This window comes from Lysinibacillus sp. RC79 (genome assembly GCF_041262405.1).
Lineage (GTDB): Bacteria > Bacillota > Bacilli > Bacillales_A > Planococcaceae > Lysinibacillus.
On record NZ_JBGCCD010000017.1, the window covers coordinates 64460 to 80981 of the forward strand.

The 16522-nt window shown below is 39.7% G+C and carries 14 protein-coding genes; 13 read left to right on the forward strand and 1 reads right to left on the reverse strand.

Annotated elements, in window-relative coordinates; genetic code table 11:
• Window positions 1-177: 177 nt before the first annotated feature.
• Window positions 178-1356 carry an AraC family transcriptional regulator gene (locus tag ABH968_RS16475; protein WP_370045621.1) on the reverse strand — a complete coding sequence of 393 codons (1179 nt, stop codon included), beginning with the start codon at window positions 1354-1356 and terminating at the stop codon, window positions 178-180.
• A gap of 237 nt (window positions 1357-1593) precedes the next feature.
• Between ABH968_RS16475 and ABH968_RS16480 the strand changes: the two genes are divergently transcribed.
• The 13 genes from ABH968_RS16480 to pyrF all read left to right on the forward strand — a co-directional run bounded on the left by ABH968_RS16480 (window position 1594) and on the right by pyrF (window position 16521).
• Complete coding sequence (locus ABH968_RS16480) at window positions 1594-1929, forward strand: DUF485 domain-containing protein (protein WP_370045623.1); 336 nt, start codon at window positions 1594-1596, stop codon at window positions 1927-1929.
• Between the two features lie 24 nt (window positions 1930-1953).
• A complete protein-coding gene (locus ABH968_RS16485; protein ID WP_370045625.1) occupies window positions 1954-3522 on the forward strand; it encodes a sodium/solute symporter in 1569 nt (522 codons plus the stop codon).
• 480 nt (window positions 3523-4002) lie between these two features.
• Window positions 4003-4482, forward strand: a complete 480-nt coding sequence (lspA, locus tag ABH968_RS16490) for a signal peptidase II (RefSeq protein WP_370045627.1) — start codon at window positions 4003-4005, stop codon at window positions 4480-4482.
• Window positions 4479-5390 carry an RluA family pseudouridine synthase gene (locus tag ABH968_RS16495; protein WP_370045629.1) on the forward strand — a complete coding sequence of 304 codons (912 nt, stop codon included), beginning with the start codon at window positions 4479-4481 and terminating at the stop codon, window positions 5388-5390. The genes lspA and ABH968_RS16495 overlap by 4 nt, the downstream gene beginning before the upstream one ends.
• Before the next feature lie 240 nt (window positions 5391-5630).
• Entirely contained in the window at window positions 5631-6173 is a 543-nt protein-coding gene (gene pyrR, locus ABH968_RS16500; RefSeq protein WP_370045631.1) for a bifunctional pyr operon transcriptional regulator/uracil phosphoribosyltransferase PyrR, read from the forward strand.
• 20 nt (window positions 6174-6193) lie between these two features.
• A complete protein-coding gene (locus ABH968_RS16505) occupies window positions 6194-7504 on the forward strand; it encodes a solute carrier family 23 protein (RefSeq protein WP_370045633.1) in 1311 nt (436 codons plus the stop codon).
• 182 nt (window positions 7505-7686) lie between these two features.
• Entirely contained in the window at window positions 7687-8565 is an 879-nt protein-coding gene (locus ABH968_RS16510) for an aspartate carbamoyltransferase catalytic subunit (RefSeq protein ID WP_370045635.1), read from the forward strand.
• Between the two features lies 1 nt (window position 8566).
• Entirely contained in the window at window positions 8567-9844 is a 1278-nt protein-coding gene (locus tag ABH968_RS16515; RefSeq protein ID WP_370045637.1) for a dihydroorotase, read from the forward strand.
• On the forward strand, window positions 9844-10944 hold the full coding sequence (locus ABH968_RS16520) for a carbamoyl phosphate synthase small subunit (protein ID WP_370045638.1): 1101 nt from the start codon (window positions 9844-9846) through the stop codon (window positions 10942-10944). Before ABH968_RS16515 ends, ABH968_RS16520 begins: the two co-directional genes overlap by 1 nt.
• A complete protein-coding gene (gene carB, locus ABH968_RS16525) occupies window positions 10937-14134 on the forward strand; it encodes a carbamoyl-phosphate synthase large subunit (RefSeq protein WP_370045639.1) in 3198 nt (1065 codons plus the stop codon). The genes ABH968_RS16520 and carB overlap by 8 nt, the downstream gene beginning before the upstream one ends.
• Before the next feature lies 1 nt (window position 14135).
• Window positions 14136-14909: a dihydroorotate dehydrogenase electron transfer subunit gene (locus ABH968_RS16530; RefSeq protein WP_370045641.1), complete on the forward strand. Its 774-nt coding sequence runs from the start codon at window positions 14136-14138 to the stop codon at window positions 14907-14909.
• Window positions 14906-15820 (forward strand): dihydroorotate dehydrogenase, encoded by a 915-nt coding sequence (locus ABH968_RS16535; RefSeq protein WP_370045642.1) that lies wholly within the window; start codon window positions 14906-14908, stop codon window positions 15818-15820. The genes ABH968_RS16530 and ABH968_RS16535 overlap by 4 nt, the downstream gene beginning before the upstream one ends.
• Window positions 15817-16521, forward strand: a complete 705-nt coding sequence (pyrF, locus tag ABH968_RS16540; RefSeq protein WP_370045644.1) for an orotidine-5'-phosphate decarboxylase — start codon at window positions 15817-15819, stop codon at window positions 16519-16521. Before ABH968_RS16535 ends, pyrF begins: the two co-directional genes overlap by 4 nt.
• The last annotated feature ends 1 nt before the right edge of the window (window position 16522 follow it).

The following is a 16522-nucleotide window of genomic DNA, read 5'->3' on the forward strand; positions in this document are numbered from 1 at the left end:
CCTAATTGATAAAAGCAAACAGTAATGCAAACTAAAAATAAGAATCTGCATTCTATGTAATTAATAACGCAAGTCTCCTTGATGATGGGGGGGCTTGCGTTTTTTACTTTGTCGTTGAGGTCAGCAGATTCTTTTTGGTAATGGAGTGACTTGAATGCTTCGATTACGTGTTCTGAACTATTTAAATAATATTTCTTGCGTATTGCGGTAGTCTGTTGGGGATATACCGACATATTTCTTAAAGGTAAGGCTGAAATAATTAGGTGTGTTAAAGCCACAGATGAAGGAGATTTTTTCAATGGTGTAATCGTATTTTCGCAAATACGGCAATGACTTGATAATACGTGTAAAGGCTACATAATCCACAAAATTGCGACCAGTCTCTTTTTTAAACAATCTGCTAAAATGAGTAGCACTAAAGTTGATATATTTGGCAACATCACTGATCGTAAGTTGCTCATCATAGTGCTCCTCGATATATTGGATAGCCTTTTGTAGCTGTTCTTGCTTTGTCAAATCTTCATAAAATCGTATATGAATACTATGAACGGGCGGTTTCCTCCGTGCCTTTCGAGCTTGGCTATAGGATTCCTTAACTTGCATGGCGTCCTGAAAAACTCCACCAATCCCCATAAAAAGGTGGATGCAATAATCTTTTTTTAACACTTCAATAACCTCAAGTAAACAAGCTACCCCCTCAGACCAATGCTTAAATGATGTGTATTCATTAGGAATGCGCATAAGCAACAGTAAATAACGTTCAAAATGTAAAAAGGATAGAGGTGCTTTATTAGCAAAGTTTTGGTGAAATACATTTGTTATAACACTGCTGGCATCATGAGGGATAGGTCCACCTTCATTCACATCAATATAGCCCTGGATTAAAAAGGCGATATTTGGGATGCAATTCCTCGATAAGAAAGATGATGACTGGATTATTTCCTGCTCACTTTCAATCTCTCCTCGTATAAGACGTTTTAAAAAAGCTTCTCGGAAAGGTGAAGTATGGTCTTGCGTAATTTGCTGAGATAACTCAAGCATTGTAAGAGTACTTGCTTGTTTTTCTTTATTAGACGTATAAAGCTTTTTAACAATGCGTAGAAATTTTGCTTTCTGTAATGGTTTTATGAGGAGTGCGGGCAAATTTAGTTCAATTGCTATCCCAGTTGAGTAGGTAAGGTGTTCTGCAACAATAGGGATAATTATATTATTGGGATAATTTCTTTTTAACCGATTTATCTTTACCCAGTCAAATAAACGGTTGATTTCATAGACGATGATGGCGGAAATTTCTGTTTTGGGTTCTTCACAGTTAATAAAGGTATTAGGTAGAAATTCTTCTAGCCAGTAGTCCATTTGTTGTTTTTCATTTGAATTATCAATGTACCAAACAATATTTAGAATGCTAACATCTCCTTTCTATTGTAAATGAAAAACAATAAAAACATTTTAACTTAAAATAGCATTTTTTTGTACTAATACAGCAATATTTTGTAACTATATTATAGATTAAATAGAATAGAATAATTGTAGTAAATAATAATTTGAAATTTCAGATAATTATTTACCGATACAGAAAGGGGGAGCTGAAATATGGCAGGAGTAGGGAGTCATGATTATGAATACGTGGAAGCTGGAACCGTAGATGTGAAGGACCTTCCACCACTAGATGCAACTACGAACAAAATTATGAAAGATGAGTTTACTACAGGTTTTAGCTTAACGGTATTTTATTTCATTTTAATTTTTAGTATTCCAGTTATGAACTGGTTCGCTCCAGAGCTTGCTTTCAAGAAAATTTGGGGTGGCATGACATTTACATGGTTTGTGACAACCGTCGTTATGATGGTAATGGCCTTTATTATTGCGTATGTGCATACAGCATTGTACGAAAAACGCCTAAAGAAATACGAAATACTAAATAAGTAGTTTTAGCTAAGGGGGGTATGTTTAATGATGAAAGCTCTATTAGAACCGAAGATGTTAATGACGATTGCTTTAATGGGAACAATTGTATACATTACGTATTTAACGAAAAGAAATGCAACGGCATCCGATTTCTTTGTTGGGGGACGAAGTTTTGGATGGTTTACAAATGGCTCTGCAATTGGAGGAGACTATTTAAGTGCAGCTACATTTCTTGGGATAGCTGGTTTAACTTTTCAATTAGGTTACGACGGTGCTTATTATGCATTTTGCTTCTCCATCGGATTAACGTTATTAGCTATTTTTGTGGCAGGTCCATTAAGACGTTTTGGAGCATTTACCGTTGCTGATTTTTTAGCCTATCGTTTTCATAGTAGACGAGCTCGGCTAGTAGCAGTAGCTGTGGTTTTAGCAATTTCTGGTTTTTATGCAGCGCCACAATTATTAGGAGCTGCACAAATTTTAAGTATGTTTTTTGGGACTTCATATGAATTCGGCATTATTTTTACCTGTGTTGTAATGATTTTCTATGTAGGAATAGGCGGTATGAAAGGAACAACAATCAACCAAGCTTTAGAACTTTGGATTCGCCTTGGTGCGTTTATTGTTATGTTGATTACTGCGATATATGGTGGTTTGCATTACGATAAGATTTTAGCTGCCATTAATTCATTCAGCGGTCCGATTGCAGGAACTTCACCATATGCCCTAGATGGAAGTGATGTTAATTTTGATGGTGCTGCTTGGACAGGAACAGGCTTTTATTTCCCAACATTTTGGCAAACTATCAGTATGACAATAGGTTTAGCATTAGGTACAATTGGTCTGCCGCATATATTACTAAGATTTTATACAAATCCAAGTGCGAAGGCGGCTCGTAAATCAGCATTAATGGCGATTGGGATTGCCAGTACGTTTTTCTTATTAGCTGTATATTTAGGTGTTGTAGGTCGTTCTATTTTTATCTCGGGTACAGCAAGTGAGGAGGTAATGCGCGATCTAGTGCTTGGCGGAAACAATATGGTTATTCCTACAACAGCATTAGCACTAGGAGGTAAATGGCTACTTGGGCTAGTCATTGCAGGTGCATTTGCGGCCATATTCTCAAATTTATCAGGGTTATTTATTACAAGTTCAGGTGCATTAGCCCATGATTTATATGCAAGCATTATGAAAAAGGATATTACAGAAAAACAACGAGTGCTTGCAGGGAAAGTAGCAATTGTTTTATTAGGTATTTTATATGGAGCATTGGGCTTACTAGTTAAGGATGCATCCATTGGACATTTAGTCGCACTAGCCTTTACTGTTGCCGCGAGTACATTTACACCAATATTTATTTTAGGCATTTGGTGGAGAGGGATGACAGAAAAAGGAGCTATTGCAGGTTTACTCATTGGTCTTGGCGTATCTATGTGGATGATTTTCCTACCAGGAACATTACCAAGTTTCTTACAATTTAAAATCCCTGGCATCGTAACAGTACCAGTAGGCTTCTTATCGGTTGTTATTGTGTCATTATTAGATCGAAAAGTACCAGCTGATGTCAATGATTTCATGAAGCGTGTGCATTCGAAAGAGTCTGAAACAGCCTAAAACTTTTCCATCTGTATAACATTGAATAAAAATTGATAAGCTATTGCCATTACTTATGAAGTGATGGCAATAGCTTTTTTGTAGGAACGAAAGTGACGGATAGAAACTAGAGCGACGGAAAGAAGAGCCGAAGCGAAGGATAGAAAGACGAAAGTGACGGAAAGAAGAGTCAGAGCGACGGATAGAAAGACGAAAGTGACGGAAAGAAGAGCCAGAATGACGGATAGAAACTAGAGCGACGGAAGGAAGAACCGAAGCGAAGGATAGAAAGATGAAAGTGACGGAAAGAAGAGCCAAAGCGACGGATACAAAGTCGAAAACGACAGATAGCTCAACGAACGCCCACAAGAAAGCGCCGAATCGGAGCAAAAATCACCCCTACATAATGGTGTTAAGCCATATTTTCATGCTATATTAGTTATTCTGAGATGGGCTGTTATGGTAGAATAGGTTAGATGTTGAGCGAACGGAGGAGTGTCTGTGTATAAATATTATGGATTGGCCGCATTCGTGATTATTTTAGATCAATGGACAAAATGGCTAATTGTGAAAAATATGGAGTTTGGTGAAAAAATTTCAGTATGGGATCCGTGGTTTGGGATATTGTCTCATCGAAATAGAGGAGCAGCATGGGGAATGTTAGAAGGACAAATGTGGTTATTTAGCATTGTCACGATAGGCGTTATTTGTGCCATCCTATATTTTTATCATAAAGAGGCTAAGGGTAAACCTATTTTTCAAGTTGGCTTAATGCTTTTATTAGGCGGAGCTGTAGGTAATTTTATTGACCGTATGTTTAGAGGTGAAGTGGTCGATTTTGTAAATGTCTTAATTCCAGTAATTAATTATGATTTCCCAATCTTCAATATTGCGGATGCAGCTTTAACATTTGCGGTAGTAATATTAATGATTGGCTTAATCGTTGAAGATAAAAAAGAAAAGAAACAGGTGAAACAATGAAGCAAGTATCATATACAATGGAAGAACAACAACAAGGAGAGCGCATTGATAAGGCAGTTTCAAGTGTGCAATCAGAGTGGTCGCGTACACAAATTGGTAATTGGATTACTGAGGGTATTGTCAAAGTAAACGGAGAGACTGTCAAGGCGAAGTATAAGGTAAAAGTAGGGGATATTGTAGAAATTGATGTACCCGAAGCAGAGCCATTAGATGTTATTGCTGAAAATTTAGATCTTGATATTGTTTATGAAGATGCAGATGTCCTTGTTGTGAATAAACCAAAGGGCATGGTTGTCCATCCAGCGCCTGGACATATGACAGGTACTCTTGTAAACGGCTTAATGTATCATTGTCAGGATTTATCAGGCATTAATGGCGTTATGCGTCCGGGAATTGTGCATCGTATTGATAAGGATACATCGGGATTATTGATGGTTGCTAAAAATGATGCAGCTCATGAATCGTTAGTGAATCAGCTAGTCAATAAAACAGTAACACGTAAATATACTGCGCTAGTACACGGGCATATTGCACATGATAAAGGAACGATTGATGCACCGATTGGACGCGACCAAAAAGATCGTCAAAAACAAGCAGTTGTCGATAAAGGGAAGCATGCAGTAACTCACTTCCAAGTTATCGAACGCTTTGGCGAATACACTCTTATGGAATGTCGTTTAGAAACAGGACGAACTCATCAAATTCGCGTGCATATGAAATATATTGGCTACCCTCTTGTTGGTGATCCAAAATATGGACCAAAAAAGACAATAGACTTTAATGGACAAGTATTACATGCAGGAATTTTAGGATTCGATCACCCTACATCTGGCGAATATATGGAGTTCGAAGCACCAATTCCTGCTGATTATGAACAATTATTAAATGATTTACGAAATATGCATTGACGTATAGTAAAAGAAGGTCTATACTAACGAAAGTGAATGAACAACTTAACTAAATATTCACCTTTAATGACAGTCCAGAGAGGCTGAGAAGGTACATGTGAATGTGTTGCAAAAAATTTGTGCTGCAAATTTTTCAACATACTATTTAAACACGTATATAACCCTCTCAGGCCATTCGCCTTGAGAGGTTTTTTTATGGACACATGACCAACAATAAATAAAAGGGAGGAGGAAACTTACATGGCACAAAATGAGCTATTAGATGGCCCATCTATGGCAAGAGCGTTAACACGCATTGCACACGAAATTATTGAACGCAATAAAGGAATCGATGAATGTATTTTAGTTGGTATTAAAACACGAGGTGCATTTCTTGCAAGACACCTAGCAGAACGAATTGAAAAAATTGAAGGCAAACCAATTCGTACGGGGGAGCTAGACATCACCCTCTATCGAGATGATTTAACGACAAAGCATGATAATGAACAGGCACATGTTGAACAAGTAGATATTGATGATGTGGTCGTAAATCAAAAAATTATTTTAGTTGATGATGTACTTTACACAGGACGTACAGTACGCGCAGCACTTGATGCAGTAATGGATTTAGGGCGACCTGCACAAATTCAACTTGCAGTCCTGATCGATAGAGGTCATAGAGAACTACCAATAAGAGCTGATTATGTTGGTAAAAATGTACCAACATCTGGAACAGAGCGTATTGTCGTAAATTTACAAGAGGTAGACGGAGAAGATTGCGTCATCATTTTTAAAGAAGACTAACTATAAAGTGAGGAAACATTATGTCAAATGCAGTATTAGATATTAAGGATAAACCGACCCCGGTCCAACTAGTGACATTAAGTTTCCAGCACATGTTTGCCATGTTTGGGTCAACGATCTTAGTTCCTCAGTTGGTAGGTCTTAGTCCAGCGATTGCCCTTTTAACAAGTGGAATTGCTACATTGTTCTTCTTATTAATTACGAAATTTCAGGTGCCAGCATATTTAGGTTCATCCTTTGCCTTTATTGCACCGATTTTACTTGTAGCAGGTGGTTTAAATAAAGATGGTTCAAGTGTAAATCCAGGTCATGCGATGATTGGTGCTATGGCAGTCGGGATTACATATGGTATCGTATCCCTTATCATCTGGAAAAGCGGCTATAAATGGATTATGAAAATTTTACCGCCGATTGTAGTAGGACCTGTCATTATGGTAATTGGTCTTGGATTATCAGGGACAGCGGTAAATATGGCGATGAATGTAGATGGTAAATATAGCTTTTTACACTTCTCAGCAGCGTTAGTGACATTATTTACAGCTATTATTTTCACGATTTTCTTTAGAGGTATTTTAAGCACAATGCCAATCTTAATTGGCTTAATCGTGGGATATATTTACTCAATGATTATCGGGATTGTAGATTATTCACCAATTGCCGAAGCAAAATTCTTTGCAAAGCCTGAGTTTTTAATCCCAGGTGTTCACTATAACTTTGAAATCACAACAAAGCTACTCTTAACAATGGTGCCAATCGTTATCGTAACTATTTCAGAGCATATTGGTCACCAGTTAGTATTAGGTAAAGTTGTTAATCGAGATTATATTAAAGAGCCAGGCTTACACCGTTCACTTTTAGGTGATGGAATTGGAACGTTTATTAGTGCATTAATCGGTGGTCCACCGAAAACAACTTACGGTGAAAATATCGGTGTCCTTGCTATCACACGTGTTTACAGTGTGTATGTCATTGCAGGCGCAGCAGTCGTAGCAATTTTACTATCATTCTTCGGGAAAGCAATGGCAGTTATTGCAACAATCCCAACAGCTGTACTTGGTGGGGTTTCCATCCTACTCTTCGGTATCATTGCAGCAAGTGGATTACGAATGTTAGTTGATAATCATATCGACTTTGGGAATAGTCGTAACTTGGTCATTGCCTCTGTTATTTTAGTCATTGGCATCGGTGGTGCGAAGTTCGTTATTTCAGAATCACTAAGTATCGAAGGTATGGCGTTAGCAGCGATTATCGGTGTTCTTTTAAATGCCATCCTACCAGGTAAAAAAGAAGCGGAACTACCAGTACCGTACAATCAAAATAAAGATTCATAGAAGTACCTTTTAATGAATTGTCCAGAGAGGCAAAAAAAGGGAAGTTGTAGACAGGCTAAAAGTAGGAGTGTATCCTGCTGTAGTTTGTCGCGCCTCCTTATGCCTCGTTGATGACATCAACGGGGCTTTTATTTTACAAAACGTTTCATAACGTTCATGAAACACACCCTACGGAGGTTACAATGAAGAGCTTATTATCGATGGAACATTTAACAATTGAAGAAATTAACCACATTCTAGATCGTGCGCAAGCTTTTGAGAATGGTGAAGCATCATCATTATCTCGCCCATACAACGTCGCAAATTTATTTTTTGAACCAAGTACGCGCACGAAAACAAGCTTTGAAATGGCAGAGCGTAAAGTTGGCTGTATCGTTATCCCATTTGACGGTAGCTTTTCGAGCGTCTCTAAAGGGGAGACATTGTACGATACGGTAAAGACATTAGAAATGATTGGCATGGATGCAGTAGTCATTCGCGCAAAGGAAGATGCGTATTACAATGAACTACTTGAAGGCATCAATGTATCCATTATTAATGGAGGTGACGGCACTGGTCAGCATCCGTCTCAATCATTATTAGATCTTTATACAATCAAAAAAGAGTTTGGTTCTTTTGAAGGGTTGAATGTGACAATCGCTGGAGATATATGCCATAGCCGTGTAGCGAAATCGAATGCGTTAGCGTTACAGCGCTTAGGGGCAAATGTTCATTTCCTTTGTCCGGAAGAGTGGGCAGGCAAGTTCGAAGCGCATCATTCTTGGGATGATTTAATCGAAATAAGCGATGTGATTATGTTACTTCGTGTGCAGCATGAACGTCATAAGGTAAATAAAAGCTTCTCAAAAGAGAGCTATCATCAAGAGTACGGTTTAACAATTGAACGTGAGAAACAAATGAAGGAAAAGGCAATTATTATGCATCCAGCACCGGTCAATCGTGATGTAGAAATTGCTTCAGAGCTAGTAGAATGCGAGCGTTCTAGAATTTTCGAGCAGGTTCGTAATGGTGTCTATACACGAATGGCTATTGTTGAAACAATTTTAAAGGGGAGAGAGTAACATGACAAAGGTTCTTCAAAATGTACAAATGCTAAATGAACAAGGTGAGCTACAAACAGTAAATATCGCTATGGCAGATGGCAAAATTACTGCAATAGGTCAAAACGTTAATGTAGCAGACGCAGAAATGATCGAAGGAAATGGTTTAGTTGTTGCACCAGGCTTTGTCGATGTACATACACATTTACGTGAGCCGGGCTTTGAACATAAAGAAACAATTGCTACAGGGTCAGCATCAGCAGCAAAAGGTGGCTTCACAACAATTTGTGCGATGCCAAATACAAAACCAGTGCCAGATTCAGTAGAAAATATGCAGTTGATTAACGGTCTTATTAAAGAAAGTGCAGTTATTCGAGTACTTCCATACGGCTCATTAACAAAGGACATTTCAGGCGAGGTTCGTACAAATGTTGAAGAATTAAAAGCACATGGGGCTGTCGCATTTTCAGATGATGGTGTAGGTATCCAGCTTGCATCAACAATGTATGAGCAAATGAAAGATGCAGCACAGCACGATATGGTAGTTGTCGCACACTGCGAAGATAACTCATTAATCTACGACGGTGTGATGCATGAAGGGCAGCGTAATCAAGAGCTTGGCTTACCAGGAATTCCATCGATTTGTGAATCCGTTCAAATTGCACGAGATGTTCTACTGGCAGAAGCAGCTGGAGCACGCTACCACGTATGCCACGTATCAACGAAGGAATCTGTACGTGCAGTACGTGACGCGAAAACAGCGGGTATTCGTGTCACTGCAGAAGTTTGCCCACATCATTTATTACTTGAAGAAATGGACATTCCATCAGATGATGCAAACTGGAAAATGAATCCTCCTCTACGTGGAGCAGATGATAAAGACTCACTTCACGCAGCTATGCTAGACGGCACAATCGATTGTATCGCTACAGATCATGCTCCACATACAGTAGAAGAAAAATGCTGTGGTATGGTTGGTGCTCCATTTGGCATTGTAGGCTTCGAAACAGCGTTCCCACTGCTTTACACACAGTTTGTAGAAACAGGAAGATGGACGTTAAAACAGTTGATTGACTGGATGACTGTAAAGGCAGCTCAAATTTTTGATTTACCATACGGCACATTAGAAGTTGGTGCTTCGGCAGATATGATCTTAATTGATTTAAATAAAGAGCAAACAATTGATGCAGAGGGCTTTGTATCAAAAGGACGCAATACACCATTCAATGGTTGGGCTGCAAAAGGATGGCCAGTTCTTACAATTTTTGAAGGTAATATCGTATACCAGGAGGCAGAGTAATGAAAAAACGTTTACTTATTTTAGAAGATGGCACAGTATTTACAGGTACAGCGTTCGGTAGTGAGCGAGCTTCACAAGGCGAGGTTGTATTCACAACAGGGATGACAGGTTATCAGGAAACCATTTCAGATCCTTCATTCTACGGACAAATCGTAACGTTAACTTACCCTTTAATCGGTAATTACGGTATTAACCGTGATGATTTTGAATCGATCACACCTGCAATTCGTGGATTTGTAGTTCGTGAATTAGCAAAAACACCTTCAAACTTCCGTTGTGATTTAACGGTAGATGAGTACTTAACTTCAAAGGATATCCCGGGTATTGAAGGAATCGATACACGCAAATTAACACGCATTATTCGCAGTAAAGGGTCAGTAAAGGCTATTTTAACAGCGGCTGATGAAGAAGTGAATGTGGATGAAATCGTAGCAAAATTACAGGCAACACCAGCGATTACACATCATGTTCGTGAAGTATCACCGAAAGCAGCCTACCCATCACCAGGTCGTGGCAAACGCGTCGTATTAATTGACTATGGTATGAAGCATGGTATTCTTCGTGAGTTAAACAGACGTGATTGCGATGTACTCGTTGTACCTTACAACACTTCGGCAGAAGAAATATTAGCGTGGCATCCAGATGGCATTATGCTGTCAAACGGTCCAGGTAACCCTGAAGACGTAGCAGAAGGCATTGAAACAGTACGCAATTTAATTGGAAAAGTGCCAATGTTCGGTATTTGCTTAGGTCACCAAATTTTCTCGCTAGCATGTGGTGCGCGAAGCTTTAAATTACCATTCGGTCACCGTGGTGGTAACCATCCAGTAAAAGATTTACGCACAGGCCGTACAGACTTAACATCTCAAAACCATGGTTATGCAATCGACATCGATTCATTAAAAGATACAGATTTAGAAATAACACATATTGCATTAAATGATGGTACTTGTGAAGGTGTACGACACAAGAAATATCCAATCTTCACAGTGCAATATCACCCAGAAGCATCACCGGGTCCAGAGGATTCAAATCACCTATTTGATGAATTTATCGAAATGATGGAAGTAGAAGCAGGGAAGGGGAAACAACATGCCTAAACGTACAGATATTGAAACTATTTTAGTAATCGGATCAGGTCCAATCGTGATCGGACAAGCAGCAGAATTTGACTACGCAGGAACACAAGCTTGTCTATCTTTAAGAGAAGAAGGCTATCGTGTTATTTTAATAAACTCAAACCCTGCGACAATAATGACAGATACAGAAATTGCCGACAAAGTATATATTGAGCCAATTACACTTGAGTTTGTATCTCGAATTCTACGTAAAGAGCGTCCGGATGCCATCCTACCAACACTTGGTGGTCAAACTGGTTTAAACATGGCCATTGAATTAGATAAATCGGGAATTCTAGATGAGCTTAGTATTGAAATTCTTGGAACAAAATTAGAAGCGATCCATAAAGCAGAAGACCGCGATCTATTCCGTAATTTAATGTATGAGCTAGGTGCTCCAGTACCTGAATCAGATATTATCCATAACTTAGACGAAGCGAAAAACTTTGTAGCGAAAATTGGCTACCCAGTAATCGTTCGTCCTGCCTTCACACTTGGTGGTACAGGTGGAGGTATTTGCTACAACGATCAAGATCTAGAGGAGATTGTGACATCTGGTCTAAAATATTCCCCAGTAACACAATGTTTACTAGAAAAATCAATCGCTGGTTATAAAGAAATCGAATATGAAGTAATGCGTGATGCTTCCGACAACGCAATCGTTGTATGTAACATGGAAAACGTTGATCCAGTTGGAATTCATACAGGTGATTCTATCGTAGTGGCACCTACACAAACACTTTCAGATCGAGAAAACCAAATGCTACGTAATATTTCATTAGATATTATCCGAGCTCTAAAAATTGAAGGTGGCTGTAACGTACAGTTAGCACTTGATCCATATAGCTTTAATTATTATGTGATCGAAGTAAACCCTCGTGTATCACGCTCATCAGCTTTAGCATCAAAAGCAACGGGCTATCCAATTGCAAAGCTAGCAGCAAAAATCGCAGTTGGTTTAACATTAGATGAAATCAAAAACCCTGTAACAGGTTCAACGTATGCTTGCTTCGAGCCAGCTCTAGACTACATCGTGGCGAAAATTCCACGCTGGCCGTTCGATAAATTCGAATCAGCAAAGCGTAATCTTGGTACACAAATGAAAGCGACTGGTGAAGTAATGGCACTTGGTCGTACATTTGAGGAAGCTATGCTAAAAGCAGTGCGCTCTCTTGAAACAGGTCAAGTTCACTTAGAGCTGAAACATGCAGAAGAAAACTCTGATTCTTGGATTGAAAAACGTATCCGTAAAGCAGGTGACGAGCGTCTATTCTTTATCGGTGAAGCACTTCGTCGCGGTGTAACTATTGAGCAAATCCATGACTGGTCTGCCATTGACTTATTCTTCTTAAATAAATTCAAAAACATCGTAGATATGGAGCAAACACTTGCTGACAATAAAGACGATAAAGAAGTGTTACGTACAGCAAAACGACTAGGCTTTGCAGATAAGAAGATTGCTGAGCTTTGGGAAACAACTCCAGAAGAAGTATATGCATATCGTAAAGAAAATGGCATTGTCCCAGTATATAAAATGGTTGATACATGTGCAGCGGAGTTTGAATCTGAAACACCATACTTCTATGGCACATATGAGGATGAAAACGAATCGATCAAATCAGACAAGCCATCAGTTATTGTACTTGGTTCTGGTCCAATCCGCATTGGGCAAGGGGTAGAATTTGACTACGCAACAGTACACTCAGTATGGGCAATTCAAGAAGCGGGCTACGAAGCGATTATTATTAACTCGAATCCAGAGACAGTATCCACTGACTTCTCGATTTCAGATAAATTATACTTCGAGCCATTAACAATCGAAGACGTTATGCATATTATCGACCTTGAGCAACCAATTGGAGTAGTTGTACAATTCGGTGGCCAAACAGCTATTAATCTAGCTGATAAATTAGCTGCAAATGGAGTGAAAATCCTAGGTACATCTCTTGAAGATATCGACCGTGCAGAAAACCGTGACAAATTCGAGCAAGCATTACGCGACTTGAACATTCCGCAGCCACTAGGTCAAACAGCTGTATCAACGGAGGAAGCACTTGCTATTAGTGAACGTCTAGGCTTCCCAGTACTAGTTCGTCCTTCATACGTACTAGGTGGACGCGCAATGGAAATTGTCTACAACGAAGAGGAATTACAACATTATATGGAGAACGCGGTAGAAGCATCTCCAGATCATCCAGTTTTAGTAGACCGCTACTTAACTGGTCAAGAAATCGAAGTAGATGCAATTTGTGACGGTGAAAATGTCTTAATTCCAGGTATTATGGAGCATATCGAGCGAGCAGGGGTTCACTCTGGCGACTCTATCTCTGTATACCCGCCACAAAAATTAACACAAGCACAAAAAGATACGTTAGTGGATTATACAACTCGCCTTGCAAAAGGTCTTGGCATCATAGGCTTAATGAACATTCAATATGTAATTTCACAGGGCGAAGTATACGTTATCGAGGTGAACCCTCGTTCATCTCGTACAGTACCGTTCTTAAGTAAAATTACAAACATTCCGATGGCAAATATTGCAACGAAAGCGATTCTTGGTAAATCAATCGTAGAACAAGGCTATCCAACAGGCTTAGCGCCAGAACAAAAAGGTGTCTTCGTTAAAGTGCCAGTATTCTCATTCGCTAAATTACGTCGTGTTGACATTACACTAGGGCCTGAAATGAAATCAACAGGTGAAGTAATGGGGAAAGATGCAACATTAGAAAAAGCACTTTACAAAGGTTTAGTTGCAGCAGGTATGGAAATTCGTACAGAAGGCACAGTATTGTTCACTGTGTCCGATAAAGATAAAGAGGAAGCAATTGCACTTGCAAAACGCTTCTCAACAGTAGGCTATCGTATTGTCGCAACTGAAGGTACAGCTCAAGCGTTTGAAGCGGCAGGCGTACGCACAGATATAGTTGGCAAAATCGGTGCAAAAGGTCAAACATTAATCGATTTAATACAAAACGGTGAGGCACAACTTGTTGTCAACACTTTAACAAAAGGCAAGCAGCCGGCACGTGATGGCTTCAGAATTCGTCGTGAATCTGTAGAAAATGGCGTACCTTGCTTAACTTCATTAGACACAGCGGAAGCGATGGTCCGAGTTATTGAATCAATGACATTCACAGCAGAACAAATGCCAAAAGCGGAGGTAGTACATTAATATGATTCGTCAAGAGAAAATGACGGTCGTCTCTCAAAAGCAAATTGCGACAAACATTTTCGAATTGACACTTCGTGGAGAACTGGTTCAGGATATGACACCTGGCCAGTTTGTCCATGTAAAGGTGTCAGATTCATTGGAGCCGCTTTTACGTCGACCAATAAGTATTGCAAACATAGATAAAAACAACAACGAATTTACAATGATTTATCGTGCGGAGGGTCGCGGAACAAAAGTGTTAGCGACAAATCGTGAAGGGCAGCTTGTCAATGTTCTTGGTCCAATCGGTAATGGGTTCCCGGTAGAAGCAGCAAAAGAGGGAGGCACAGCCCTACTAGTTGGTGGAGGAATCGGAGTACCTCCATTACATGAGCTTTCCAAGCAATTGAACGCACGTGGTGTTAAAACAATTCATGTGCTAGGGTTTCAATCGGAAGATGTATGCTTCTATGAGGAAGAATTCAGTGCCCTTGGAGAAACACATTATGTAACGGTTGATGGCTCTAAAGGAACAAAGGGTTTTGTCACAAATGTTTTAGAGTCACGAGCACCTGAATTCGATGTCTTTTATTCTTGCGGTCCACTACCAATGTTAAAAGCGCTTGAAGGCTTTTATCCAGAAAAAGAAGGTTATTTATCATTTGAAGAGCGTATGGGCTGTGGGATCGGTGCTTGTTTCGCATGCGTATGTAAAACAACAGATCAAGTAGCAAAAGACTATGTCAAAGTATGCTCTGACGGTCCAGTTTTCCCGAAAGGTACGGTGGCATTATGAGTCGTTTAACTATCCAACTACCAGGCTTAGATTTAAAAAATCCAATAATGCCTGCTTCCGGCTGCTTTGGCTTTGGACGCGAATATGCACAGCTTTATGATTTATCAAAGCTCGGCGCTATTATGATTAAAGCTACGACTGTAGAAACACGTCCCGGCAATCCAACTCCACGCGTAGCAGAAACAGCAGCAGGGATGTTGAATGCAATTGGCTTACAAAACCCTGGCATTGAAAAAGTAATGAATGAAGAATTGAAGTTCTTAGAAAAGTATGATGTGCCAATCATTGCAAATGTTGCTGGTACGGAAACAGAAGATTACGTGGAAGTAGCACGTCGTATTTCAACTGCACCAAATGTTAAAGCATTAGAGCTTAACATTTCTTGTCCGAACGTTAAATGTGGTGGTATTCAATTTGGTACAGACCCTGCAACTGCACGTGAGCTAGTTAAAGCTGTTAAAGCTGTTTCTGAAGTGCCTGTATACGTGAAATTGTCGCCTAACGTAACGAATATCGTAGAAATTGCACAAGCTGTTGAAGCAGGTGGTGCAGATGGCATTACAATGATTAATACACTAATCGGTATGCGTTTAGATGAGCGTACAGGTAAACCAGTGATTGCTAATGGTACAGGCGGCTTATCTGGTCCTGCCGTAAAGCCAGTTGCGATTCGTATGGTTTATGAGGTGTATAAGGCTGTCAATATTCCGATTATTGGGATGGGTGGCGTGACGGAAGCGCAGGATGTTATAGACTTTATGTCGGCTGGCGCATCTGCAGTTGCTGTTGGAACAGCAAACTTTGTCGATCACTTCGTTTGTCCAAATATTATTGATGAACTACCAGCAAAGCTCGATAAATTAGGAGTAGAGCATATTTCAGAAATTATCGGAAGGAGCCATCGCTCATGAATACAAAACCAATACTTGCACTAGATTTCCCTGGAGAAGCAGAAGTATTCAACTTTCTAAAGCACTTTAATGAGCCTCTTTTCGTGAAAATTGGTATGGAGTTATATATGCAGGAAGGACCGGATATTGTACGCAAGGTAAAAGATCTAGGTCATGATATTTTTCTAGATTTAAAATTACACGATATTCCTAATACAGTTGGCTCTGCTATGAAGGGCTTAGCAAAATTAGGAGTAGATTTAGTTAACGTTCATGCGGCGGGCGGACGTCCAATGATGGAGGCAGCGCTTGAGGGGCTTGAAGCGGGTACTCCGGCAGGACGTGAACGTGCGGCATTAATTGCCGTAACACAGCTGACTTCTACAACAGAAGAGCAAATGCAGGCAGAGCAAAAAATTGCTTTATCTTTACAGGAGTCTGTATTACATTATGCAAGCTTAACAAAACAAGCTAGTTTAAATGGTGTTGTCTGCTCCGTACATGAAGCAAAAGCTATTGCTGAAGCGTGCGGTGAAGATTTCTTACGTGTGACACCTGGTATCCGATTAGCAGGTGGCGACGCACACGACCAAAAGCGCATTGCAACACCAGACGGCGCAAAACGTGACGGTTCTTCGTTAATCGTCGTTGGACGTGCCGTTACAGGTGCACAAGATCCAGTAGCAGCATATAAAATCGTAAGTGAATTATGGGAGGCATAAA

Coding starts and splice junctions, on each gene's coding strand:
- pyrF (WP_370045644.1), top strand. CDS start 15,817: ATGAATACAAAACCAATACTTGCACTAGATTTCCCTGGAGAAGCAGAA.
- carB (WP_370045639.1), top strand. CDS start 10,937: ATGCCTAAACGTACAGATATTGAAACTATTTTAGTAATCGGATCAGGT.
- ABH968_RS16505 (WP_370045633.1), top strand. CDS start 6,194: ATGTCAAATGCAGTATTAGATATTAAGGATAAACCGACCCCGGTCCAA.
- ABH968_RS16495 (WP_370045629.1), top strand. CDS start 4,479: ATGAAGCAAGTATCATATACAATGGAAGAACAACAACAAGGAGAGCGC.
- ABH968_RS16480 (WP_370045623.1), top strand. CDS start 1,594: ATGGCAGGAGTAGGGAGTCATGATTATGAATACGTGGAAGCTGGAACC.
- ABH968_RS16485 (WP_370045625.1), top strand. CDS start 1,954: ATGATGAAAGCTCTATTAGAACCGAAGATGTTAATGACGATTGCTTTA.
- ABH968_RS16515 (WP_370045637.1), top strand. CDS start 8,567: ATGACAAAGGTTCTTCAAAATGTACAAATGCTAAATGAACAAGGTGAG.
- ABH968_RS16520 (WP_370045638.1), top strand. CDS start 9,844: ATGAAAAAACGTTTACTTATTTTAGAAGATGGCACAGTATTTACAGGT.
- ABH968_RS16475 (WP_370045621.1), bottom strand. CDS start 1,356: ATGGACTACTGGCTAGAAGAATTTCTACCTAATACCTTTATTAACTGT.
- pyrR (WP_370045631.1), top strand. CDS start 5,631: ATGGCACAAAATGAGCTATTAGATGGCCCATCTATGGCAAGAGCGTTA.
- ABH968_RS16535 (WP_370045642.1), top strand. CDS start 14,906: ATGAGTCGTTTAACTATCCAACTACCAGGCTTAGATTTAAAAAATCCA.
- ABH968_RS16530 (WP_370045641.1), top strand. CDS start 14,136: ATGATTCGTCAAGAGAAAATGACGGTCGTCTCTCAAAAGCAAATTGCG.
- ABH968_RS16510 (WP_370045635.1), top strand. CDS start 7,687: ATGAAGAGCTTATTATCGATGGAACATTTAACAATTGAAGAAATTAAC.